Origin of the sequence: Thioalkalivibrio sp. HL-Eb18 (assembly GCF_000364985.1) — a bacterium.
Taxonomy (GTDB): domain Bacteria; phylum Pseudomonadota; class Gammaproteobacteria; order Ectothiorhodospirales; family Ectothiorhodospiraceae; genus Thioalkalivibrio.
In genome coordinates, this window is record NZ_KB822964.1 from 52,437 (window position 1) to 75,764 (window position 23,328).

A 23,328-nucleotide genomic window follows, 5' to 3' on the forward strand; every position below is an offset into this window, starting at 1 on the left:
CCTACGGGGCCCGGTCCGGCGGGAAACCCGGCGAGGGGCGATTCAGATGGTAACCCTGGACCATGTCGACCCCCAGGTCGGCCAGCATCGCCAGGGTGTCGCCGTCTTCCACGCACTCGGCCACGGTCCACTTGTCCAGCACGCGGGCGACGTCGACCATCGCGCGGATGAACGCCTGGTTGTCGCGGTTGTTCGGCAGATCGCGCACGAACATGCCGTCGATCTTGAGCACCTGGACGCCCAGGTACTTGAGGTAGGCAAAAGTGGAGAAGCCCGATCCAAAGTCATCCAGGCAGACAAGACAGCCGGCCTGCTGCAACGCCTCGATGAAGCGCTGGGCGTCCTGCATCTCGGAGACGGCCGCGGTCTCGGTCAGTTCTATGACGAGCCGCCGAGGGTCGACGCCCTGCTGGCTCAGCTCGTTGGTGATGTATTGCGGCAGCCCGGGTTCGTCAAAACTGCGCCCGGAGATGTTGATCGCGATCCCCGGGAGCTCGGGCTGGCGGGCCAGGTGTGCGATGCTCTCGCGGATCACCCAGCGGTCGATATCGACGATCTGCCCGGTCTTCTCGGCCACGGGGATGAATTGTCCCGGCATCACCACCTCGCCGGGTGCCAGCGGGTCGCGCATGCGGACCAGCGCCTCCATGTGATTGAGCGCCCCGCTGTCCAGGTGGTAGATCCCCTGGAAGTGCAACTCGAACTGCCCGCCCTCCAGCGCCTTGCCGATGCGCTGGCTCCAGCTCATCCGCTCGAGCATGCGTTCGGCGGTGTTGCGGCTGGCGTCGAATACCGCCCAGGTGTTCTTGCCCGAGTCCTTGGCCTGGTACATCGCGGCATCGGCATGGGCCACCAGGTCTTCGACGTTGTCTCCGTGCTCGGGGTAGCGGGCGATGCCGATGCTCGCGGTCAGGCGGTAATTCTGCCCGCGGAAGCGGAACGGGATTGCGGAGATCGCGCGTGCCACCCGCTCGGCCAGTCCTTCAGGTTCCCGTTCGGCTGCGTGGTCGACCAGAATTGCGAACTCGTCGCCGCCCAGGCGGGCAAAGATCTCCTCTTCGCGCACCAGGCTTGCGATCTCGCCTGCCGCGCGCACCAGCACGGTGTCTCCGGCGCGGTGGCCGAAGGTGTCGTTGATGGTCTTGAACTCGTCGAGATCGAAATAGATCAGGGCCAGGTGGGTCCCGCGGCGACGGGCGGTGTGGATCGCCTGTTCCAGCTGGCGCTGGAAGCGATGGCGGTTGTACAGGCCCGTGAGCGGGTCGTGCTCGGCCAGATAGACCAGCTGCTGGGCGGTCTGGCGCTCGTGGGTGACGTCCTCGTACAGCCACAGTCGGCCAATGGAGCGCTCGTCGGCATCGTGTACCGGATAGGACAGCTGCGTGAGAATGCGGCCGTCATAGAGGTCCACCTCGAAGCGTTCGCTGATCTCGTGGGTGTCGAGGACGTGCAGTACATGCCGCGAGGCATGGTCGGGCCGGGCAAAGCGATGGGTGGAATGTTCCAGCACGGCACGTGAGGGCTGTCCGACCAGATCGACCTCGTCGGCGATCGCCCACATGCGGCGAAATGCGGGGTTCACGTACTCGATGGACCCCTGGCGATCCTCGAACAGGATGCCGATGCTCATGGCCGAGAGCAGCGAGGCCATGCGCCCCTGCTCGCGCCGCGTGAGTTCCAGCAGCCGCGCCTGCTCGTCGCGCGAGGTCTCCAGGCTCTCCAGCGCCTCCAGGAGGGCTTCTTCATTGCGCTTGCGCTGGCTGATGTCGTGCACGATGGCGACATAGCGCGGGCGCTCGCCCCGGGGGGCGACCAGCTGTAGCGAGATGTGCACCGGGATCAGGTGTCCGTCGACGTGCTGGTGCGTGGTCTCGAACAGCAACTGGTCGCGCTCCCCTCGCCGCAGGGGCTCCAGCATGCTGCGAAAACGGGTCTCGGGGAACTCCGGCTTGATGTCGTACGGGTGCAGCTGCAGCAATTCGTTGCGAGTACGACCGGTCTGGTCCATCGCGCCCTGGTTGACATAGATGAACTGCAGGCTGTCCACGTCAAACAGGAAGACGCCATCCAGCGTCAGGTCCAGCGTGCTGCGAAAGGCCTCGAGCTCCTCGCTGCGGCGTTCGAGTTCGCGGGATGTGGTGACCAGCTCGTGGGCGTCGATCACGTGACCCTGAAGATAGATGAGCCGCCCATGTGCGTCGTAGACGCCGGCACCGCGTTCGAAGACCCAGCGCACGGATTGGTCGCTGGCTATGGCGCGGTACTGGATTTGATAAGTCCCGTCGCGCTGAAGTCCCTTCTGCACGCCCTCCCATATGGAGTCGGAATCCTCCGGGTGGACCCAGCTCGCCAGGGTGATCTTCCCGCTATAAAAATCCGCGGCGTTGTAGCCGGTTAATTCGCGGACCCCTCCATCGATGAAGATCACGTCCCACTGAGGGTTGTTACGGCAACGGTAGACAAAGCCATTGACCGTTTCCAGCACCCGCAGCAAGTCGTCGCTGTGCTGCGCGCCGATGGTGCGCGCGAGGCTGATCAGCGCCAGGGTGAAGAGCATCGCGGCGCCGGTGCGCAGGGCCTGGATCGGCACCCCGGTCGCGGCCAGGAAATCGCCCTGCGTGGGCAGCCATGCGGGGAGGCCGAAATCAACCTGCGCCGGGAAAGGCAGAAATACGGCATAGGCCAGAAACGCGAGGGCTGCGATCCCCAGCGCCGGGATATGTCGCTGCATCTCCGGCTGTGCCCCCGGGGAACGAACGTGTAGCAGGAATGCGAGCCCTGCGAGGAGTGCGCCGGGGAACCCGATCAGGTAGCGGGCACCATTGGCGAGCCCGGTTGCCGGCTCAACGGCGACCAGGAGTATCGCGCTCAGGCCGATGGCGAGACTCCCGTACACGCCCCAGGCCGGCAGGTGCAGGCCGGGGCGTATGTCGAGCAGCGCGCGTCGACCGAACTCCAGCAGGGGCAGATAGGAGACCGCCAGCCAGGCGGTCATGAACCAGCGATCGGAGAGTACGCCCAACTCGTGATGCGGGCCGATCGCGTTGAGGAAACCATAGGCCCCGTGCAGCAGACCGAACGGCACCAGCCACCCGACATGAGCGGCGAAAGGCACAAACCGTTCGCGGCGCGGCAGCATCAGCGCCACGATGCCGAGGGTGAAGAACGCGAGCCCGTTGAGCGCGTACAGCAGCGTCAGTGGCGTGGATTCAAGGCCCACTAGCTAGATGGAAACTCGGATTGGGAGGATGAGGCCTTGCGCGCAGGTGAGGCTGGTATGCGACTGGAGTAAGGCACGTGGTAGTCCTTTAACGGGCAGGCCGTCGTCCGATAACGTCCAGTTGGCAAGGAAAGTTGAGCGACTTAGGCCCAAGCCTAGCCTGTTAGGCCCAAGCCTGACCTTTTTGCGACCCAGTGCGCAAGTCGCGGCCGTCCATTGACTGCCCCCCAAACGCGAACACCGCCCGGAGGCGGTGTTCGCTGGGGCCCTCAGGCGGTGTGGTGATCAGCCGCCTCGGACATGCGCATCGCACCAGCCCTCGGCATTGACCAGCACTTCCTGGAAGGCCTGGTGGTGGCAGCCACCCCAGCCGTTTTCCTCTTCGCCCGCCCAGAAGGCGCAGTTTTCGCACACGGCGCCGTCTTCGTAGGCGTCGTGGTCGGACGCGTCGGAGGCGTTGTTCACGTAGTCATGGGCGTGGCCGTCTTCGGCTTTGGGCTTGGCATAGGCAACACCGAAGGTGGTCAGGCTCGCGAGCGGGACGGCCGCTACCGCCATGGAGGCGCGGCGGAGAAAGGCTCGACGGTTCGCGTTCGGTTGATCGGACATGGAGTGACCTCCGTAGATCATTTGAATTTTTTGCGCTTAACTTGACCCAAGGCATGGTTGAAGCATGCCGGACGGATCGCATGTTTAGAGCGAGGGAATATCCAGATGTTCCCGTGGTGGGCAACTTCGGCCCGGTTCAAAGACACGCTCCGCACCCTTCGATGCATCGGGCCGCGAAAAAATTCCGCTCCCTGGTGGCCCGATCCGGTTTCGACGGGGCCGGCGATCCACTAATATCAGTAGGCGCTGAAGTTCCTGCGGGCGGTGGCGGCTCGACGCGCCAGCGGGGCTTCCGGTTCCTGTCAATGACTCATTGGAGGTGTCCCATGTTCAAGCTACGTACGTCCCTTGCGATGTTGGCCGCTGGTACTCTTGCGCTGGCCGGAACAACGGCCCAGGCGCAAGAACGCGTGGGCATGGAACCCAGTATCGCCGTCATGCTCGGCTCGGTCTCGCCGGATGCATCAGGGACCTCGACGGACTGGGGCTATGGCATCGAACTGGGTGCGAATTGCCAGCTGCTCCAGCCGCGCACCGGTGTCCTGCGCCATCAGCTGAGCGTTTCTCGATACTCCGAGAGCCCGCTGCGCATGACCAGCACCGAGTTGAACACCCACTGGATGTTCGAGACCGCTCCGAACCTCGAGCTGGGGTTTGGTCCCGGGCTGGGCTATGTACGTGCGGAACTGGGTGATGACACCAATGGCCTGTGGGCGGCGCAGTTCGGCGGCAGCCTGAAGTACACGATGGACAACAACATGTTTCTGGGCGTCGAGGCCCGCTATCAGTTCACGGAGAGCGATCGCTTTCGTAGCGGTCGCGGTCGCGAGGACGTCGACAACCTGCGGGTGATGGCCAAGCTGGGCGTGCATTTCTAGTCGGCTACTGGCTGAACGGCGGGTCTGAATCAGGCCCCGCGACCTGCCCGTCGAGGCTTGCCGGTCGCGGGGTCTTGGTCGAGGATGGGGGTTCATCTCTCGGCACCGGTACCGCATGGACGAATCGCAAAACGCGCAGGCCCCCAAGAACGAGGCCATCGCCTGGCACGCCCTTGATCCCGATTCCGCCCTGCGCGCGCGCGACAGTCGCCGCGAGGGGCTGTCTGCTGACGTGGCCCGGGAGCGCCTGGACCAGTACGGCAGGAACCAGCTGCGCCCGCCGGAGCAGGCGGGCCTGATCCGGCGTTTCTTTCGCCACTTCCACAACATCCTGATCTATATCCTGCTGGCCGCCGCGGCCGGTACGGCCCTGCTCGGCCACTGGGTCGACACCGGCGTGATCCTGGCCGTGGTGCTGATCAACACGCTGATCGGCTTCGTCCAGGAAGGCAAGGCGGAGAAGGCACTGGACGCGATCCGCAAGATGCTCTCGCCCCGCGCGCTGGCCCTGCGCGATGGCCACCGGCGCGAGGTCCCTGCGGAAGAGCTGGTTCCGGGCGACATCGTCTATCTGCAGGCGGGCGATCGTGTGCCGGCGGACCTGCGCCTGCTCGAGGTCAAGAACCTGCGGGTCGAGGAGGCGGTGCTGACCGGGGAGTCGGTCGCCGTGGACAAGTCCCCCGAAGCCGTCGAGCGCGAGGCGGATCTGGGGGACCGTACCAGCATGGCCTTCTCCGGCACGCTGGTCGCCTTCGGGCGCGGGCACGGCGTGGTGGTGGCCACCGGCGAACACACCGAAATCGGTCGCATCTCCTCGATGCTGGGAGAGGTTGAGAGCCTGCAGACGCCGCTGGTCCGCCAGATGGAGCAGTTCGGCCGCTGGCTGGCGGGCGTTGTCGTTGTGATCTCTGCCGCGACCTTTGCCTTTGGTTACTGGGTGCGCAGTTATCCGCTGGACGAGATGTTCCTGGCGGCGGCCAGTCTGGCAGTCTCGTCCATCCCCGAGGGCCTGCCGGCAATCATGACGATCGCACTGGCGATCGGCGTGCAGAAGATGGCACGACGCAACGCGATCATCCGTCGCCTGCCGGCAGTGGAGACCCTGGGCTCGGTCTCGACGATTTGCTCCGACAAGACCGGCACGCTGACCCGCAACGAGATGACGGTGCAGACCGTGCGCACGGCGGGCGAAGAATACGGCGTCTCCGGTGTTGGCTATGCCCCGCAGGGCGATTTCTCCGTGGACCAGCAGGAGGTGGAGGCCGACGAGCAGCCGGCACTAATGGAGGTGCTGCGTGCGGGCCTTCTGTGCAACGACGCCCAGGTATTCGAGCGCGAGGGCGAGTGGGTGATGGAGGGCGACCCGACCGAGGGGGCGCTGGTGGTGGCCGCGCGCAAGGCGGGGCTCGACCCGCACCTGGAGGCGGAGCGCTTGCCGCGTACCGATGTGATCCCCTTCGAGTCCGATCATCGCTATATGGCGACCCTGCACCATGATCACGACGGGCATGCAAGGATCTTCCTGAAGGGGGCCCCCGAGCGGGTGCTGGAGCTGTGCGATCAGGTGCGTACGGGCGAGGGTGCCGATGACCTCGACCGTGAGGCCTGGCACCAGGCGATGGAGGCCATCGCTGCCCGCGGCCAGCGTCTGCTGGCCATTGCGAGCCGCGAGGTACCGCCCGATCAGCGCGAACTGAACTTCGATCATGTCGAAGAGGGCGGGTTTGCGCTGCTCGCCCTGGTCGGGATTATCGACCCGCCGCGGGAAGAGGCGATCCAGGCCGTGGCCGAGTGCCGTGAGGCGGGCATTCGCGTGAAGATGATCACCGGCGATCATCTGGCGACTGCGCGGGCCATTGGCGAGCAGCTGGGGCTGGGGCGCGATGCCGAGGCGCACGCCGGGCACGAGCTGGATGATGTGGACGACGACCGCCTGGCGCAGATGGCCGAGGACACCGACGTGTTCGCACGCACATCGCCCGAGCACAAGCTGCGCCTGGTCCAGGCCCTGCAGGGCCGCGGCCGGATTGTCGCCATGACCGGGGACGGGGTGAATGATGCCCCGGCGCTGAAGCGCGCGGATGTCGGGGTCGCGATGGGCGGCAAGGGGACCGAGGCGGCCAAGGAGGCCTCGGAGATGGTGCTGGCGGACGACAACTTCGCCTCGATTGCCCATGCGGTCGAGGAGGGGCGCACCGTCTACGACAACATCCGCAAGGCCATCCTGCATATGCTGCCGACCAACGCTGGGCAGTCACTGACCATCATGATGGCGATCCTGATGGGGCTGGCCCTGCCGCTGACACCGGTGCAGGTGCTGTGGGTGAATATGGTGACCTCGGTGACCCTGGCCATGGCCCTGGCCTTCGAACGCGCCGAGCCCGGGGTCATGCAGCGTCCACCGCGTGATCCGGATCAGCCGCTGTTGTCCGGGTTCCTGTTGTGGCGCATCCCGTTTGTTGCGGTCCTGTTGTGGCTCGGGACCTTCGGGCATTTCGTCTACATGGAGACGTTCGTCGGCGTCAGCGACGAGCTGGCGCGGACCGTCGCAATCAACACCCTGGTGGCCGGGCAGGCCTTCTATTTGCTGAACCTGCGCCTGATCCACCAGCCGGTGCTGCCGGGGTTGGAGCTGTTTCGCTCGCACAGCATGTGGATTGCGATCGGTGTCCTGGTCCTGCTCCAGCTGGCGTTCACCTATGCCCCGGTGATGCACACCCTGTTCGGGACGACCACGATCGGCCTGGGCGACTGGCTACGCATCCTGGTCTTTGGCCTTGCGGTGTTCGTGGTCGTGGAGCTGGAAAAACTGGTTGTGCGACAGGTGCTGGCCCGCCGTCGGGGGGTTGCCCCGACGGCGGTGTAGCTCCATTGCCCCTTCCTGCTCGGGTAGTGACCTCAGGGGGTGACTAGCGGGAGCTGGTCGGCGGCCAGAAGTGCGCCGGCCTGGTCGGCGGGTACCGGGCGGGAGTAGTAGTAGCCCTGGGCGCGGGTGCACCCCAGTGCGCGCAGCGTGGCCGCATGGGTATTGCTCTCGACGCCCTCGGCCACCGCTTCCAGCCCGAGGTTGCGTGCCATGTTGATCACGGTCTGCACCAGGCGCTGGCTGTATTCGTCGCGGTCCAGCCCGGCCACGAAGGCGCGATCGATCTTCAGGATGTCCAGCGGCAGGCGGTGGAGATAGCTGAGTGACGAGTAGCCCGTGCCAAAGTCATCCATTGCCAGGCTGACACCCAGGGCCTTCAGGCCCCTCAAGGTGGCGATCAGCTCGTCGAGGTTGCCCAGCGTCGCGGTCTCGGTGATCTCCAGGCGCAGCTGTTCCGGCGGGGTGTCGGTACCGCAAAGGATCGTGGCGACCTCGTCTACCAGTTCGGGGCGGGTGAGCTGCCGTGCGGAGAGGTTGGTGCTGATCGTCAGCGGCGGGCCGCTGCGTTGTGCATTCCAGACTTGTAGCTGGGAGCACGCCGTGTACAGCACCTGCATGTCGATCAGGTGGACCAGTCCGGCATCCTCCGCGATCGGGATGAACCGGTCCGGGGGCAGGAGCTCGCCTTCTCGCTCCCAGCGTACCAGGGCCTCGAACCCGGTAATGCGGTTGTCTGCCAGCGACATGATCGGCTGGTAGTGCACGACAAAGGCATTGCGCTCGACCGATTCGCGCAGGCTGGTTTCCAGACGCAGGCTCTCGAGCGCCTGCGTCTGCATGCCGGGATCGCAGAACTCGCAGCGGGCCTTGCCGAGCGACTTGGCGCGATACATCGCCATGTCCGCCTCGCGCATCAGGTCCTCCGCGCAGGTCGGACCGTCCTGATCGGGGCTGACCACCGGGCAGGCCTGGCCATAGGGGCGCGTGGCGATGCCGATGCTGACCGTTACGTAGACGGTCTGGCCGGCGATCGAGAAGGGTTCGTGCAGGACGGCCTGCAGGCGCTCGGCGACGCGCAGTGCGTCCACCGGCTCGTGCAGGCCCTCCAGCAGTATGGTGAACTCGTCACCGCCCAGACGGGCCAGCGTGTCGTCCGGTCTTGTGTTCTGGTTGCCCCCAGGCCGCGAGACGGTGTCGTTCTGGCGCAGGGCGGTCAGCAGGCGCTTGCCGACCTGGGCCAGCAACTCGTCGCCCGCCGTATGGCCGAGGCTGTCGTTGACGAGCTTGAAGCGGTCGAGGTCGACGAACAGTACGGCGAACAGCGACTCCGGCTCGCGCGCATAGCGCGCGATCGCGTGCTCCAGACGGTCATGAAAGAGCCGTCGGTTCGGCAGGCCCGTCAGCGGATCATGGGAGGCGTGGTGGATCAGCCGTTCGGCGTGGCGGTTGCGCTCGACCACGCGCCCCAGTTGCACACCGGCCTGCGCCAGCAGGGCCAGGACCTCCGGCTGCTCGGGCGTGGTCTCGGCGGTGAAGAACTCCAGCACGCAGGCCACCTCCTGGCCGACCATGACCGGGAAGGCAAAGCCCGAACACAGGCCGCTCGTGGCTGCCGCCGCGCGCCGGGGGAAATTGGGGTCCTGATCCAGATGCTCGACCCACACCGGGGCACGCTGTTCGAGGACGCGTCCGGGCAGGCCCTGGCCGGACCGGAAGACCGTGTCCTCCGTGGATTCGCGGAACGCCTCGACGGGGTCGAGGGTCCGCAGGTGCCAGATGCCCGTGGGACCCAGTTCCAGGTCGCTGCTGGACGTCTTGCGCGCGAGGTAGGCGTGGCCGACTGGCCAGTCGAGGAACTCCCCGATCGCGTTCAGGGCTGTGCGCAGAACCTCAGCGATGGAGTCGGACTGGTTGGCCGCGGAGGCGATCGTGTTGAGCAGTTCGATCTGCTGCTGCTTCGCGTAGAGGTCCTGCAGGCGGGTCTCGGCCAGGGATTCGGCACGTTGTCGGGCCTCGCGTTCCTCGTAAATCAGGCCCTCCAGGCGCGCGCGCTCCTCGGCCGGGAGGGCGTCGCTACGGCGGCGATTCATGGGTGGTTTCCGTGTTCGCGGCGACCACTGGCTGCGTCATGCATGGGCTTCCCCGGTCTTCCATACCCTGGGTGTGAACGCGGCGGATCATAACCCGTTTGCGGCTAGTTATCTCGGCAGACGCCGCGACACTCGCAGCTATTCCCGCCTGAGCGCAATTCCCGCGGGGCGGTGCAGGGAGTGCGCGGTCCGGTTGAGCGCTGGTTAATGATGCTCGCGCCCGGTGGAAGGGGTGCGCGGATCGGATGCGTGAGTGACCCAGGGCTCGCCCATCTCTTCCTCCCAGGCCTCCTGAGTCGGGTGGTTCTGGTCGTAGCGGATCCATGCCTCGAAGATCTCGTCCGGCCACTGCGCCTGGATGAAGGCGATGATCGCCTCCACGTCGTCGTAGGACAGGGTGTCCTCGAAGCTGGGCATGGCCCCGCCGCGGGCTTCGGCGCCGTAGCGGATCATGTCCTTGAGCTGCCAGTAGGGGTGGTGCCAGGTGTGGGCGCTGCCATCCAGGGGTGGGGGCGGCATGTAGCCGTCCGCGTCGCGCTGGCGCCAGTTCTCCGCGCCCTCGCGATTCTCGCCGTGGCATACCGCACAATGCTGCATGTACATCCGTTCGCCGTATTGCAGGGTTTCGTCGTCCCAGTCGCGCTGGTGGTGTTCTGGGGTGGCGTCCAGGCCTGGCAGACCGTCGCAGCCGATCAGGGCCGAGCTGGCGAGCAGCGCGGCCAGGGCCGGAAGGAACATGACGGACCGGCGTCCGTGTCGGTTTGGCTTCATTCAACCCCCATTGCGACGAATACCATTTCAGTCCGTCTGTCGGTTCAATCCGTCTGCACGGCCGGATCGTCCGGGTCTGCCGGATTTTCCTGCGTACCCGGTTCGCCTTGCTCGGCCGGTGGGCGGTCCCCGCGGACGGCATCGCGAACCGAGCCCCAAGCCTTGCGGGAGCCGTCGCGCACGCCGCCCCAGGCATCGCGGGCGCCTTCACGTACACCCTGCCAGGCACCGGAGGAGCGCTCACGGGTCTCGGCGGACCATTCGGCCAGGTTGTCACGTTCGCGTACCAGGGCATCAAAGGCCCGTTCGCGGCGCTCGCGGGTGGCATCGCTCAGGTCGTCCCAGCCCTCGCGCGTGCGCTCGCGCAGGGTGGTGAGTTGCTGGTCCATTGTATCCAGGGTTTCACGGGTGCGCGAACGGGTCGCCTCGCGGTCGCGTTCGGCGTCGGCCTGAATCTCCTCGCGGGTCTGCGCCCAGTCTTCGCGCAGTTCTTCCATCTCGGTTGCGGTCTCGTCCTCGGCGGCCTGCTCCTCGGCCAGCACGAGCGGTGCACTCAGTGCGAGCGCGGCCGCGGCCACCAGGGCGAGTCCTGTCGTGCGGATATGGTCCATCATCGTATCCCCCGTGGGAATGGGCTTGTGGTCATGTGATGATATGACGCTCGACCAGTGCAATTTGTTGCAGTGGATGACGGATTTGCGACGCGAGACACGCGTGGGGTACCAGCCATGAGAGACACACGATTAATCGGGGCGCTTCTGCTGGGCGGGCTGCTGGCGGGGTGCGCGCCATTCCCCTCGGAGCAGAAGCGCGCGACGGACGTATTCCAGCCGCAGCCGACCGAGCGCAAGGCGCTCGAAATCCCGCAACTCGAGCCGGCCGGCACGCCGGGCGTCGCGGTGATGGACTGGGTGGATGCCAGCGGGTGGCGCGAGGGCCTGGGTACGGACTACTCCAGTCTGGAGATCCACCACCAGCGCCGCGAGCGGGCCGAGGTCTTCGTCAAGAACCTGCGCGACGATGCCGTCCGCGATTACGAATACCGGCTGACACTTCGTGAACGCGATGATGGCTGGGTGGTGACCGGGCTGGAACGGCGTGTGATCTGTCGCCGGGGGCTGTCTGGCGACGGGCTTTGTCGCTGACCCTCGAACGCTTCGCCAGCCGGAGGATCAGCGGCGCCGGGCCAGGGACAGGCCGTCGCCGATGGGTACCAGCGAGAGGTCGATGCGCTCGTCGCGATGCAGCGCCTGGTTGAAGTCGCGGATGGCCCGGGTGTCCTCGTCGTCGCAGTGCCGGTCCGCCACCCGGCCATGCCAGAGCGTGTTGTCCACCATGATCAGTCCGCCCGGGCGTACCAGTCGCAGGCAGGTCTCGAAGTATTCCGGGTAACCGGTCTTGTCGGCGTCGATGAACGCAAGATCGAAACGGCCGCTCTGTCCTTCGTCCTCCAGTTGGCGCAGGCTGGCGCGTGCATCACCCAGACGCAGGTCCATGCGCGCAGCCAGACCGGCCCGGTCCCAGTAGCGTCTGGCGATCGCGGTCCAGGCCTCGCTGTGGTCCAGGCAGACCACCTCGCCGTCGTCGGGGAGGGCCTGCCCCACGGCCAGCGCGCTGTAGCCGGTAAAGGTGCCCACTTCCAGGTAGCGCCGGGCCCCGACCAGGCGCGCCAGCAGCGCCATGAACTGCCCCTGTTCGGGAGCGATCTGCATGTTGTGCTCCGGCAGCCCCGCGGTCTCGGCGCGCAACTCCGCGAGCAGGCTGGACTCGCGCAGCGAGCGATCCAGTACATAGGCCTGAAGATGGTCATCGAGTCCGATCGAGCGGTTGGACATCACGGTTCCTTAAGTGCGGCCAGCGTTCAACCAGCGTAGCGGATGCAGGGCGAGCACCACCAGCACGGCCAGTGCGACCCATTCGACGGCGGGCGGCATCCATTCGGTGGCCTGGCCCGGGGTGATCGCGGGGCTCAGTCCGCTCAAGCCCAAGCCGGCATCCAGTGTCAGTCCGAGCGCGACGGTGCTGGCGCCAATGCCTATTAGATAAAGACTCACCGCCGCATTGCCCAGTTCCCGCCGGAACACCCCCAGCGTCGCGAGGCTGGTGATCGGGGCGGCCAGCAGGAACACCAGCACGGCACCGGGTGAGACGCCGGCCGCCAGCAGGGCGACCGCGATGGGTGTGGCTGCGGTCGCGCACAGATACATCGGGATGCCGATCACGGCGAGCAGCAGCATCGCCGGCAGGCCACTGCCGTACGCTGCCAGTGCAGCCGGTGGCACCAGGGTCAGCAGCGCCCCGGCGACGACCAGGCCGGCCACCAGCCACAGGCGGATATCGTCCAGCACGTCGCCGAACGCGTAGCGCTGGCCCTCCAGCAGGCGGGTCCATGGGCCCGGGGGTGCGGGCGGCACTGTGGCAGGGGTGTCGCAGCAGGCAGAACTCCCGCAGCCACTCCCCGCCCCTTGCGCGCTGCCTGCACTGGTCCGGGATGCGCGGGTTCGCCCAACCAGCAGGCCGGTGGTGATGGCCGTTACCAGGGCGCCGGCGACGCGGGCGACGGCCATCAGCGGGCCGAGCAGGGCATAGCTGATCGCGACCGAGTCGACGCCGACGCCCGGGGTGCCGATCAGGAACGCCGTGGTCGGGCCGCGCCCCGCTCCGCCACGGTGCAGCGCCAGGGCCGTCGGGATCGCCCCGCAGGAGCAAAGGGGCAGTGGTGCCCCCGCAATAGCGGCGCGCACGGTGGGCGCCAGGCCCGGCCCGCCCAGCCAGCGCTGCAACGCCGCCTCTGGCAGGAACGCCTTGACCAGTCCGGCCGCGGCCAGCCCCAGAAGCAGCCAGGGAGCCGCCGTCAGGGCCAGTGCCAGAGTCTGCTGGGCGATTTCGAACACCATGGCCCGATGATTGCTGACGGGCGGGCGGGGTGCAAGATGGCGTGGGTGGATGAGCCCTTTGATCCGGAGCGGTTGGCGGTTTGGTTCGCCAGTGCTCCGTCGAGACCGCTACACTGCACCGCCAGGATCCCTGATGACGAAAAAAAGGAGTTCGCGATGACCGGCTACGCGTTGGCAAACCTGCTGCATCTACTGGCAGTTGTAGTGTGGGTGGGGGGGATGTTCTTCGCCTACATGTTCCTGCGGCCGGTGGCCGGACAGCAGCTGGACGGCGCAGCGCGCCTCAAGTTGTGGGAGGGTGTGTTCGCGCGCTTTTTCCCCTGGGTCTGGGCGTCCGTAATCCTCTTGCTGGCGAGCGGACTGTGGATGATCTTTGGCTTCTTCGGCGGGATGGGCAATGTGCATCCCTCGGTGCATGTGATGCTGCTTCTCGGGCTGGTGATGATGGCGATCTTCGCCCATGTGTTCTTTGCCCCGTATCGCCGCATGCGTCAGGCGATCGCCGCGAATGACACCGACGAGGGCCTGCGCCGGCTGTCCCAGATCCGGGTGCTGGTGGGCATCAACACCTTGCTGGGCCTGGTCGTGATCGTGGTGGCCACCGGGGGGCGTCTGCCCTTCTAGGGAGAAGTGGGGCATCTGCTTCCCGGGCGTTCTCCCGGGTGCCAGATCAGGCGAGGGGCTGAGGGCGGCTGGATCAGGACGGCCGCATTCTGGTCGAACGCGACCAGCCAGGGATCCAGATCCGCGGCGCCCATCCCCAACACGCAATAGCCGGGTTCGTCGGGCCAGTAGCCGGTCGGGTCTCGGTGGAGGGTAGGCCAGCAGGACCAGCCGGCCTGCTCCAGCTCGCGTGCGATGCGGGCATGGCGCTCGCGGTTCTCCTGCTCCGGCACGATCCGACTACGCGGATTCCAGGCGGTCAGCAGGCTGGCCTGACTCCAGCCCTCTGTCTGCAGACAGGTCTCAAGGCCAGGATCGCGTTCACCGATGCGCAGGACGAACGCCTGCCCCGGGAGCTCGATGCGGTAGTGCGTGGCGGAGTAGGCCCGGGCCAGTTCCGAATTGGCCCCTGGCGCATTGCTCGGTGTCCCGTTACCTCTTGAGTTTGGCGTCATCCCGGGGCACTCTCGCGTGTGGTCGTGTTTACCCACGATCACACAGGGAGACAACATGCGCGTCAAGGATTGGACTCAGCCCTGCCTGGCGGTCGGTGATGACCCGACGATCGCGCGGGTGCGTGATCTCGGGCCCGGAAGGCCGGGGGGCTGATCGTGTCCGTCGATCGCCTGCGTGTCCCGGGAATCACCAGCGTCTTTGCGCTGGTGCTGTTGCTGGTCGCGGCGATCGCGGTGTTCAGCTGGTGGCGGGTGCAGCACCTGCAACAGGACATCCAGACCCTCACCGAAGAACACATCCAGAAAGTGGATCATGTCCATCGCATGCGCAGCCTGGTGCGCGAGCGGGTACTGCGCGCCTCGCTGGTGGTCAGTGCGGAGGATACCGCGCTGCAGGAGCGCTACTACCGCGAGTTTCGCGAGCTGGCACCCCGCTTTGTCGAGACACTGACGGCCGCCGAGTCCCAGGCCGAACGGCCTGCGGACCGTCAACGTATGCAGGAGTTGCGGGAGTTGACCTCGGTCGGCGCCCCGCTGCTGGAAGATATTGTCGACATTGCCCTGGTCGGGGACCGCAATGAGGCCCTGGGGATGCTGTACGCTGATCTGATGCCGATCCAGGAGGAGGTTCTGGGTCAGATGGAGCGCATCCTGGAGGCCTTCCACCGCGATAATGCACGGGCCATCGAGGCCATGGCGCAACGCCATGAACAAAGCCAGCAGTGGATGCTTGGGGCGACCGCGCTGGCGGCGGTACTGATTATCCTGCTCGCGGCCTGGGTCCGTTATCGCCTGCGGCGCAACCATCAGGCGCTGCAGGACGAGTTGCGCGAGCGCATGCGGGTGGAGGCCCGACTGCGCGAAACCCAGGGCGGGCTGGAGGCCGCGGTGGCCCGGCGCACGGCAGCACTGGAAGAGACCACGGCGCGCCTGGAAGAGGCGCAGCGCAGCGCCGGCGCGGGATTCTGGGACTGGGATATCCGCAATGGTCAGCTGAACTGGTCCGCCCATGTGTTCGAGCTGTTCGGGCTGGACCCCAGGGTGGACGAGGCGGGCTTCGAGTCCTACATCCATGCGGTGCATCCGGATGACCGGACCCGTGTGCGCCGCACCATCAATCAGGCGCTGGCCAGCGAGGCGGTCTATCGTGTCGATCACCGGGTCGTGCGTCCGGATGGCGGGGTGCGTCACGTGCGTGTGGAGGGCGAGATCGCCCGTGACGATGCCGGTCGGCCGTTGCAGGTCCTGGGCATGGTGCGGGACATCACCCTGGAGAAGGCCTCGGAGGAGCGGCTCTGGCACCAGGCTCACCACGATTCCCTGACCGGTCTGGCCAATCGCAGCCTCTTCCAGGAGCATCTGCGCCAGGCCCTGCGCCGTGCCCAGCGCCACGAAAGGGGGCTGGCCCTGGTGGTCTGTGACCTCGACGGCTTCAAGCCCATCAATGATCGCCTGGGCCACGATGCGGGGGACGTCGTGCTGGTGACGGTGGCCGGGCGGCTGCGCGAAGGGGTGCGCGAGTGCGATGTGGTGGCCCGTATGGGGGGCGACGAGTTTGTGATCCTGCTGGAGAACATGGACGACCCGGATGCCCTGCTCGGGGTCGGTCTGAAGCTGATCGAACGCTTTGCCGAGCCCATCGAGGTCAATCGCGAGGCCGTGCAGGTGGGCTTGAGCATGGGGGCGGCCCTGTACCCGCATGACAGTGCCGATGCGGAGGGACTGATGCTGCAGGCGGATCGTGCGATGTATGCGGCCAAGGAGGCCGGGGGCGGCGGGATCGTGCTGTACGAGCAGGTCGATGCCAGCCGCGCCAGTCGGTCGCACACACGACATCGGCGGCGCGGGCCGCTGGGCTGCGGCCTTGGTCTGGAAGGCCCGTAGTCCGCTCTGGGTCAGCTCTGGCGTTGCACTGCCGGGGTGGCGTTTCGTTCCAGCCAGGCCGGGAACTCGTCTTCCGCGATCGGCTGGCCGTAGAGAAACCCCTGGAAATGCGTGCAACCCAGTGCCAGGAGCTGCTGGCGCTGGGCCGGCTTGGCCACACCCTCGGCGACGACGCGCAGGCCCATGTTGTGGCCGATATCGAGGATGTTCTCGATGAGCATCTGCTCGCCCTTGTCCACGAGTTCATCAATGAACGACTTGTCGATCTTGAGTTCGTCCAGTGGCAGATCGCGCAGGTAGGCCAGCGACGAATATCCCGTGCCGAAATCGTCCAGCGCCACCTGGACGCCGAACTCGCGCAGGGCCCGCAGCTTGCCAATGGCGTCGGACAGGTCGCGCAGCAGACCCGACTCGGTGACTTCGAGCGTAATCTGGCCGGGTTCCAGGCCGGCGGCCTGCACGCGTTCCCGGAGCTGTGCGACGAAATCAGGGCGGGCCAGCTGCCAGGGCGAGATATTGATGGCCACGCGGGGCGGAAGCGGCAGACCTCGCGCGTGCCAGTCCTGCAGATTCTCCAGTACATGCTCGACCACCCAGGTGCCGATGGGGTGGATGAGCCCGGTTTCCTCGGCGATCGGGATGAACAGCGCCGGCCCGACCGGGCCCAGCTCGGGGTGTGTCCAGCGCAGTAGCGCTTCGGCACCGATCATGTTCTCCTGGGCATCGAATTGCGGCTGGTAACTCAGGCGCATCTCGCGATTCACCAGGGCCTGGCGCAGCCCCTCCTCGATCTGCAACCGGGCGCGTGCCTCGTCCTGCAGCGCATGGCGGTAGAACTGCACCCCGCCGCGTCCGGCCCGTTTCGCCTGATACAGGGCGATGTCGGCATGGCGCAGGGCATCCGACGAGGTCTGACCCGCGTCCGGGAACAGCACGCAGCCCAGACTGGCGCCAACACTGAAGGTGCGCTCCCCCAGTACGATCGGGTGCTGCAAGGCATCCAGCAGCCGGTGGGCCGCGTCGTTGACCGTCGCCTCGATCGCCTGACGCGATGCGCGCCGGGGATGGATCAGGGTGGCGAATTCGTCCCCGCCCAGGCGCACCACCAGTGCTTGCTCGGGTGCGTGCTGGCGCAGGCGGTCGGCCACCGCCGCCAGCACAGTGTCGCCGACCGCATGTCCAAGGGCATCGTTGATGGTCTTGAAATGATCCAGGTCGATCAGGATCAGCCCGCCGTGCTGGCCTCCGTGGTGGGCCAGATCGAGGTCCTGTGTCAGTGCGTCATGCAGTTGGGTGCGGTTGGCCAGGCCGGTCAGCGGATCGTGGTAGGCGAGTCGGCGGATATGTTCTTCACCTTCCAGCCGCTCGAGTTCGGCGGCGGCACGGTCGGCAAAGATCTCGAGGATGCCGGCCGCCTGTTCGGTCTCGTCCAGCGGGTAGCGGTTGACGATGGCGATATGCCCCAGCTCGCGCCCCTGGCTGTCAATCATCGGGGCGCCCAGATAGCTGCGCGCACCCATTTCGACGAGCATTTCGTCGCGCGGAAACAGCTCCTGCACGCGGTCCGGATACACGCACAAGCCCTGCGAGAGCACCTCGTCGCAGGGGGTGCTGGCCAGGGCATAGCGGATGTTGCCCACCAGTTCGCCGTCGCGGCAAAGGGCGGCGGTCTCGACGTGACCGGGCAGGTCCGGGACGTTGATGCCCGCCAGCGCGTAGTCGGCACGAAAGACCTCGCGCAGCCGCAATACCAGGTTCTGGAAGAAACTTTGGCGGTTGTCGGCGCGGAATCCCTGGGCGATTACCCGCAAGGCATCTTCGCCGCGCCGCGCGAGTGTGATGTCTTCCTGCATGACGATGATGTCCCGCACCTCGCCCCGGTGATTCTTGAGAGGATAGACGTATCCCTTGACCCAGCGACTTCCCGCAGGCGCCTTCGCGGGATCGGCAACCGCATGGCACGCAAATGGCGCGATGGAACGCCGGGCACCCCTGGCGGCTGCGCGAATGTCCTCGGTCACATGGCCATCGATGGGATCGGGGTGGTGGAGGACATTCATGCCCTTGACACCTGCGTGGCCGTGCATGGTTTCCCAGGCGGTGTTGACCTGGCGTACCCCGCCGTCCGGGGTCAGTACCTCGATCGCCATCGGGGCCTGGTGAACCAGATCGCGGAAGCGGTGTTCCGACTCGCGCACCCGTTCCTGAGTCTCCCGGTGCAGGACCAGGCTCATCACCAGAATCATGCCGAGATAGCCGAAGACCGAGAGCGGTATGGAATCGATGATCCCGAGGCGGACCAGAACGCCCTGGATGGTCGCCAGCAGGAACAGGAGGAGCGCGCCGATCAGGATCAGCGGGAGGTGTCCACCCTCGCGGCGCCAGTGGCTCACCAACGCCCACAGGGAGAACCCGAACACCAGGAGCAGTCCGGCCAGGCCCAGCAGGAACCAGGGGCTCGGGGACCCCCACGGCGCGCGTGACCGTCTCGCCCCAGGGGAGTGCCACGCTTCCCAGCTCCGCGATCTCGGTCCACTGCAGGCCATGGGGCTGGCGCGCATTGGCGACCCAGACCACGACCATCAATATCCCCAGTACCGAGAGCAGGACCCGAGCGGGGGTCTCCGTGTAACGGGCTATAAAGGCCGCGAACAGGACGTACAGGGCCGCGATCAGGCCGTAATACGCCTTCATCGGGCCGGTATAGGCCTCGATCGAGGTCGCCTGGTAGGACAGGGCAATGCTGATCGCGGAGCCCGCCAACAGCAGGCACATTGCAGCGAACAACAGATGCTCCACACGGCGTACGCTGTGGCTGGCATGCAGGAGGTGGCTGGCCGAGGCGTACAGACACAGCCCGGCGAGCAGGTACAGCGCTGCGATCAATGGACCACTCATGGCCGATCCCCCTGGTACGACGGAAATCCCTCTCCTTAACGACAAGTTAAGCACAACCGTGAGTGGGTTGCGCGCCGCCGGGTGCCTACAGGTACGGGGTCAGCAGGCGGGCGGCGCCGTCGCGCAGGCGGGCGGGGAGGGTGCGCGCGTGGACATCTTCCAGGCTCAGCGGGTGGGAACGCGAGCGCAGATCCTCGGCCCAGTCGGCCAGCTGTTGCCCCAGGTCGCGGTCCACACATTCCAGGTTGCACTCGAAGTTGAGGCGCAGGCTGCGTGGGTCCCAGTTGGCCGATCCCACCAGGGCCCATTCCCTGTCGACGAGCATCAGCTTGGAATGGTTGAACGGGGGCGGCGTCAGCCAGATGCGGCAGCCCCGGGTGAGGAGTTCGCCGTGCAGCGGACGGGCGGCCCACTCGACCAGGCGCAGGTTGTTGCGTTCCGGCAGCAGCAGATCAACCTCGATGCCGCGCAGGGCCGCGGCCTTCAGCGCCCCCAGCAATTCCAGGTCAGGCAGGAAATAGGGCGTGACCACGGTAACGTGCTCGCGCGCCTCCGCGATCGCGGCCAACAGGGTGAACTTGAGCACCTCGAAGTCTTCATCAGGGCCGTCTGGTAGCGCGCGGCACAACTGGGTGCCAATCAGGCGAGCCTCCTCCGGGAACCAAGGCGGGCCTTCCAGTGCCTCATGCGTGCTGAACTGCCAGTCTTCCGCGAACACCCGCTGCAACTGCAGGCAGATCGGACCGCGGACCTCGAAGTGCAGGTCCTGAATCGGGTGCGGTCCCGGGTTGCTCGCGCTGTGCCCGCGGCGGATATTCATGCCCCCGGTAAAGCCGTGCTCGCCATCCACCAGCAGCATTTTGCGGTGATTGCGCAGATTGAACGCCGCAAGCGTACGCGGCAGGTGATGGACGGGCATGAAGGCGGCGGCCGGGATGCCGACGCGCTTGAGGAAGCGCAGTGTGTTGCGGCGGCTGTAGCGGGCGCCGATGCCGTCGATCAGGACACGGACCTCGACGCCGCGGTCGCGGGCGGCCTTCAGGTGGCGCACGAAGCGCTGTCCGACCACGTCGTAGTCAAAGATGTAGGTCGCCAGGGTGATGCTGTGGGACGCGCAGTCGATCGCCGCGAGCATCGCCGCGTAGGCCTGGTCACCATCGGTCAGCGGCCGGACCGAATTGCCGGCGCTGGCGCGAAACGGCGCGAGCCGGTCGCCACAGCCCAGCAGGCGACTCCAGCGGGGCGGAATGCCGGGGCCGTCGGCATCGCGCGCGGCGGGGTCGACCAGCAGATGGCCCTCGCGCAGGGCATGGGCGCGGCGGCGGATGCGGTTGACCCCGAACATCCAGTACAGGATCGAGCCCCCCACCGGCAGCAGCACGATCAGCCCGACCCAGGCGATTACGGTCCCGGTCTCGCGGCGCTGGAGCAGCGCGTGCATCACACTGGCGGCGGCCAGTGCAAAGGCGGCGACGGCAGTGATACTGGCAATCCAGCCGGTACCCAGCACGGCATTCTCCCCGGGAATGGAATGGTGGCGGTGTGATCGCTACAGTACGCGGGCCGGGCGAGCGGTAAAAGGCCGCCATGGTGATCCATTCGCCCTTAGGGAAACGTTGATTGTTCGGCGTTTCCCTGCGGCACAGGGACGTGCCGTCGGCATCGACTACCGTAGGTGGTTGATTCCGAAGCAAGCTGCAAACCCCTTTGCCAGTGCAAAGATATACAAGACGATGCAGCGCCGCGCGCGCTGAGAAAGCCAGGATGGCTTTATTCAGTGCTTCGTTAGAGGAAGCCGATGACCGATATTGAGACCCCAAGCCTGTTTGCCAACAGCGGCGAGCAGCTGCCGCTGAAGGACTTCACCGAGAAGGCGTACCTGGACTACTCCATGTACGTGATCCTGGACCGAGCGCTGCCTCACATCGGTGACGGTCTCAAGCCCGTGCAGCGCCGCATCATCTACGCGATGAGCGAGCTGGGGCTCTCGGCCACGGCCAAGTACAAGAAGTCCGCACGCACGGTCGGGGACGTCCTCGGCAAGTTCCATCCGCATGGTGACAGCGCTTGCTACGAGGCGATGGTCCTGATGGCGCAGCCCTTCTCCTATCGCTACCCGTTCGTCGACGGGCAGGGCAACTGGGGCTCGCCGGACGATCCCAAGTCCTTCGCCGCGATGCGCTATACCGAGTCGCGCCTTTCGCGCTATGCGCAGCTGCTGCTCTCGGAGCTGGGGCAGGGCACGGTGGACTGGGTGCCGAACTTCGACGGCGCGCTGGATGAGCCGAAGGTGCTGCCGGCCCGGCTGCCGAACGTGTTGCTGAACGGCGGTTCCGGGATCGCCGTCGGCATGGCCACCGATATCCCGCCGCACAACCTGCGCGAGGTGGCAGCGGCCTGCGTGCACCTGCTGGAGCACCCGAAGGCGACCCTCGCCGAGCTGTGCGAGCACCTGCCGGCGCCGGACTTTCCCACCGAGGCCGAGATCATTTCCCCGCCCGCCGAGCTGCGCAAGGTCTACGAGACCGGCCAGGGCTCGATCCGCGCGCGGGCACGCTATGAACGCGAAGGCGACGACATCGTGGTCACCGCGCTGCCGCACCAGGTCTCCGGGGCGAAGCTGCTGGAGCAGATCGCCAGCCAGATTCGCGCGAAGAAGCTGCCAATGGTCGAGGACCTGCGCGACGAGTCCGACCACGAGCACCCGACCCGCCTGGTGATCACCCCGCGCTCGAACCGGGTCGATGTCGAGGCGCTGATGGCGCACCTGTTCGCGACCACGGATCTGGAAAAGACCTACCGCGTGAACATGAACGTGATCGGCCTCGACGGGCGGCCGCAGGTGCGCGACCTGGCGGGCCTGCTGGGCGAGTGGCTGGAGTTTCGCATCGAGACCGTGCGCCGGCGCCTGCAGTGGCGCCTGGAGAAGGTGCAGGCGCGGCTGCATGTGCTCGAAGGCCTGCTGATCGCCTATCTCAATATCGACGAGGTGATTGCGATCATCCGCGAGTACGACCAGCCGAAGCCCGAGCTGATGAGTCGTTTCGGTCTCTCGGACATCCAGGCCGAGGCGATCCTGGAGCTGAAGCTGCGCCACCTGGCCAAGCTCGAGGAGATGAAGATTCGCGGCGAGCAGGACGAACTGGCCACGGAGCGCGACCAGCTGGAGAAGACTCTGGGGTCCGAACGCCGTCTGCGCACGCAGGTCCGGCGCGAGATCGAAAAGGACGCCGCGGACTATGGCGACGAACGCCGCTCGCCGCTGGTCCAGCGCGCCGCCGCGCAGGCGCTGGACGAGTCCGCACTGGTGCCCACCGAGCCGCTGACCGTCGTGCTGTCGGAGAAGGGCTGGGCGCGCGCGGCCAAGGGCCACGACGTGGACGCCCGCGGCCTGAACTACAAGGCCGGGGATGCCTTCCAGGCCGCGGTCACCGGGCGCAGCAACCAGCCGGTCGCGTTCATCGACTCCACCGGTCGCACCTACACGATCGCCGCGCATACCCTGCCGTCCGCGCGCGGGCAGGGCGAGCCGCTGTCCGGTCGCGTGCACCCGCCGGAGGGCGCGCGCTTTGTCGGCATGGCCACCGGGGCGGAGGAAGACCGCTGGCTGCTGGGCTCGGATCACGGCTACGGCTTCGTCGCGAAGCTGGGCGACCTGCTGGGCCGGCAGAAGGCCGGCAAGAACGTGCTCGCCGTGCCCGCCGGCGCGGCGGTGCTGCAGCCGGCGCCGGTGCGCAACCCGCACGAGGACCACATCGCGGTCGTCACCACGCGTGGCTATCTGCTGCTGTTCCCGGCGACGGAGCTGCCGGAGCTGGCGCGCGGCAAGGGCAACAAGCTGATCGGCATCCCGTCCGTGGCCCTCAAGGACGGTTCCGAACGGGTGCTCGACGTGGCCGTGCTGGGGCCGCAGGACACCCTGGTCGTGCACGCCGGCAAGCGCTTCAAGGCACTGGTCCCGGCCGAGTGGGCGGAGTACGTGGGCGAGCGCGCACGGCGCGGGCGGCAGCTGCCGCGCGGCTACCAAAACGCCAATCGACTGGAGGTGCGCAGCGACTGATTGACTAGCGTGGCCGTCAAGCGCCAAGCGCGAGGGG

15 protein-coding genes and 1 pseudogene are annotated in these 23,328 nt (G+C 66.7%); 6 read left to right on the forward strand and 10 right to left on the reverse strand.

The window, feature by feature from the left end; all coding sequences use genetic code 11:
• Window position 1: 1 nt before the first annotated feature.
• Both F813_RS0105165 and F813_RS0105170 read right to left on the reverse strand, forming a co-directional pair.
• Window positions 2-3,220 (reverse strand): EAL domain-containing protein, encoded by a 3,219-nt coding sequence (locus F813_RS0105165; protein ID WP_017925823.1) that lies wholly within the window; start codon window positions 3,218-3,220, stop codon window positions 2-4.
• 285 nt (window positions 3,221-3,505) lie between these two features.
• On the reverse strand, window positions 3,506-3,829 hold the full coding sequence (locus tag F813_RS0105170; RefSeq protein ID WP_012981931.1) for a high-potential iron-sulfur protein: 324 nt from the start codon (window positions 3,827-3,829) through the stop codon (window positions 3,506-3,508).
• A gap of 326 nt (window positions 3,830-4,155) precedes the next feature.
• Here F813_RS0105170 and F813_RS0105175 point away from each other — a divergent pair, with 326 nt between their 5' ends.
• Together F813_RS0105175 and F813_RS0105180 are read left to right on the forward strand one after the other, a co-directional pair.
• A complete protein-coding gene (locus F813_RS0105175; protein WP_012981932.1) occupies window positions 4,156-4,707 on the forward strand; it encodes an outer membrane beta-barrel protein in 552 nt (183 codons plus the stop codon).
• A 115-nt stretch (window positions 4,708-4,822) separates the two neighbouring features.
• Window positions 4,823-7,573 (forward strand): cation-transporting P-type ATPase, encoded by a 2,751-nt coding sequence (locus F813_RS0105180; protein WP_017925825.1) that lies wholly within the window; start codon window positions 4,823-4,825, stop codon window positions 7,571-7,573.
• 32 nt (window positions 7,574-7,605) lie between these two features.
• Here the strand turns inward: F813_RS0105180 and F813_RS0105185 are convergent, their stop codons facing one another.
• The 3 genes from F813_RS0105185 to F813_RS0105195 form a co-directional block, all read right to left on the reverse strand.
• The gene (locus tag F813_RS0105185) at window positions 7,606-9,663 is read right to left on the reverse strand and encodes a bifunctional diguanylate cyclase/phosphodiesterase (protein ID WP_017925826.1); all 2,058 of its coding nucleotides are present in this window, start codon (window positions 9,661-9,663) and stop codon (window positions 7,606-7,608) included.
• A gap of 204 nt (window positions 9,664-9,867) precedes the next feature.
• Window positions 9,868-10,401 (reverse strand): cytochrome c, encoded by a 534-nt coding sequence (locus F813_RS0105190; protein WP_012981935.1) that lies wholly within the window; start codon window positions 10,399-10,401, stop codon window positions 9,868-9,870.
• A gap of 77 nt (window positions 10,402-10,478) precedes the next feature.
• Window positions 10,479-11,048 (reverse strand): hypothetical protein, encoded by a 570-nt coding sequence (locus F813_RS0105195; protein ID WP_017925827.1) that lies wholly within the window; start codon window positions 11,046-11,048, stop codon window positions 10,479-10,481.
• Window positions 11,049-11,162: 114 nt separating this feature from the next.
• Here F813_RS0105195 and F813_RS0105200 point away from each other — a divergent pair, with 114 nt between their 5' ends.
• Window positions 11,163-11,579: a hypothetical protein gene (locus tag F813_RS0105200; RefSeq protein WP_012981937.1), complete on the forward strand. Its 417-nt coding sequence runs from the start codon at window positions 11,163-11,165 to the stop codon at window positions 11,577-11,579.
• Window positions 11,580-11,606: 27 nt separating this feature from the next.
• On the opposite strand, the gene F813_RS14495 is transcribed toward F813_RS0105200, so the two are convergent.
• On the reverse strand, window positions 11,607-12,269 hold the full coding sequence (locus F813_RS14495) for an O-methyltransferase (RefSeq protein WP_012981938.1): 663 nt from the start codon (window positions 12,267-12,269) through the stop codon (window positions 11,607-11,609).
• Between the two features lie 9 nt (window positions 12,270-12,278).
• Window positions 12,279-13,331, reverse strand: coding sequence for an SO_0444 family Cu/Zn efflux transporter (locus tag F813_RS14500; RefSeq protein WP_012981939.1), 1,053 nt, complete (start codon window positions 13,329-13,331; stop codon window positions 12,279-12,281).
• A 156-nt stretch (window positions 13,332-13,487) separates the two neighbouring features.
• On the opposite strand from F813_RS14500, the gene F813_RS0105215 reads away from it, so the two are divergent.
• Window positions 13,488-13,955 carry a CopD family protein gene (locus F813_RS0105215; RefSeq protein WP_012981940.1) on the forward strand — a complete coding sequence of 156 codons (468 nt, stop codon included), beginning with the start codon at window positions 13,488-13,490 and terminating at the stop codon, window positions 13,953-13,955.
• Here F813_RS0105215 and F813_RS0105220 read toward each other — a convergent pair.
• Window positions 13,952-14,449 (reverse strand): DUF3293 domain-containing protein, encoded by a 498-nt coding sequence (locus F813_RS0105220; protein ID WP_017925828.1) that lies wholly within the window; start codon window positions 14,447-14,449, stop codon window positions 13,952-13,954. The two genes, F813_RS0105215 and F813_RS0105220, sit on opposite strands and share 4 nt — an antisense overlap.
• Before the next feature lie 156 nt (window positions 14,450-14,605).
• Between F813_RS0105220 and F813_RS0105225 the strand changes: the two genes are divergently transcribed.
• The gene (locus F813_RS0105225) at window positions 14,606-16,333 is read left to right on the forward strand and encodes a diguanylate cyclase domain-containing protein (RefSeq protein WP_012981942.1); all 1,728 of its coding nucleotides are present in this window, start codon (window positions 14,606-14,608) and stop codon (window positions 16,331-16,333) included.
• A gap of 11 nt (window positions 16,334-16,344) precedes the next feature.
• Here F813_RS0105225 and F813_RS13535 read toward each other — a convergent pair.
• Both F813_RS13535 and F813_RS0105235 read right to left on the reverse strand, forming a co-directional pair.
• A pseudogene (locus F813_RS13535) lies at window positions 16,345-19,231 on the reverse strand (EAL domain-containing protein).
• An 85-nt stretch (window positions 19,232-19,316) separates the two neighbouring features.
• Window positions 19,317-20,741 (reverse strand): phospholipase D-like domain-containing protein, encoded by a 1,425-nt coding sequence (locus F813_RS0105235; protein WP_012981944.1) that lies wholly within the window; start codon window positions 20,739-20,741, stop codon window positions 19,317-19,319.
• Between the two features lie 288 nt (window positions 20,742-21,029).
• On the opposite strand from F813_RS0105235, the gene parC reads away from it, so the two are divergent.
• A complete protein-coding gene (gene parC, locus F813_RS0105240; RefSeq protein WP_017925830.1) occupies window positions 21,030-23,291 on the forward strand; it encodes a DNA topoisomerase IV subunit A in 2,262 nt (753 codons plus the stop codon).
• Window positions 23,292-23,328: the final 37 nt, after the last annotated feature.

What these genes read in the sequence shown, in the direction of transcription:
- F813_RS0105170 (WP_012981931.1), bottom strand. Translation starts at nt 3,829, where the DNA reads ATGTCCGATCAACCGAACGCGAACCGTCGAGCCTTTCTCCGCCGCGCC.
- F813_RS0105175 (WP_012981932.1), top strand. Translation starts at nt 4,156, where the DNA reads ATGTTCAAGCTACGTACGTCCCTTGCGATGTTGGCCGCTGGTACTCTT.
- F813_RS0105180 (WP_017925825.1), top strand. Translation starts at nt 4,823, where the DNA reads ATGGACGAATCGCAAAACGCGCAGGCCCCCAAGAACGAGGCCATCGCC.
- F813_RS0105185 (WP_017925826.1), bottom strand. Translation starts at nt 9,663, where the DNA reads ATGAATCGCCGCCGTAGCGACGCCCTCCCGGCCGAGGAGCGCGCGCGC.
- F813_RS0105190 (WP_012981935.1), bottom strand. Translation starts at nt 10,401, where the DNA reads ATGTTCCTTCCGGCCCTGGCCGCGCTGCTCGCCAGCTCGGCCCTGATC.
- F813_RS0105195 (WP_017925827.1), bottom strand. Translation starts at nt 11,048, where the DNA reads ATGATGGACCATATCCGCACGACAGGACTCGCCCTGGTGGCCGCGGCC.
- F813_RS0105200 (WP_012981937.1), top strand. Translation starts at nt 11,163, where the DNA reads ATGAGAGACACACGATTAATCGGGGCGCTTCTGCTGGGCGGGCTGCTG.
- F813_RS14495 (WP_012981938.1), bottom strand. Translation starts at nt 12,269, where the DNA reads ATGTCCAACCGCTCGATCGGACTCGATGACCATCTTCAGGCCTATGTA.
- F813_RS14500 (WP_012981939.1), bottom strand. Translation starts at nt 13,331, where the DNA reads ATGGTGTTCGAAATCGCCCAGCAGACTCTGGCACTGGCCCTGACGGCG.
- F813_RS0105215 (WP_012981940.1), top strand. Translation starts at nt 13,488, where the DNA reads ATGACCGGCTACGCGTTGGCAAACCTGCTGCATCTACTGGCAGTTGTA.
- F813_RS0105220 (WP_017925828.1), bottom strand. Translation starts at nt 14,449, where the DNA reads ATGACGCCAAACTCAAGAGGTAACGGGACACCGAGCAATGCGCCAGGG.
- parC (WP_017925830.1), top strand. Translation starts at nt 21,030, where the DNA reads ATGACCGATATTGAGACCCCAAGCCTGTTTGCCAACAGCGGCGAGCAG.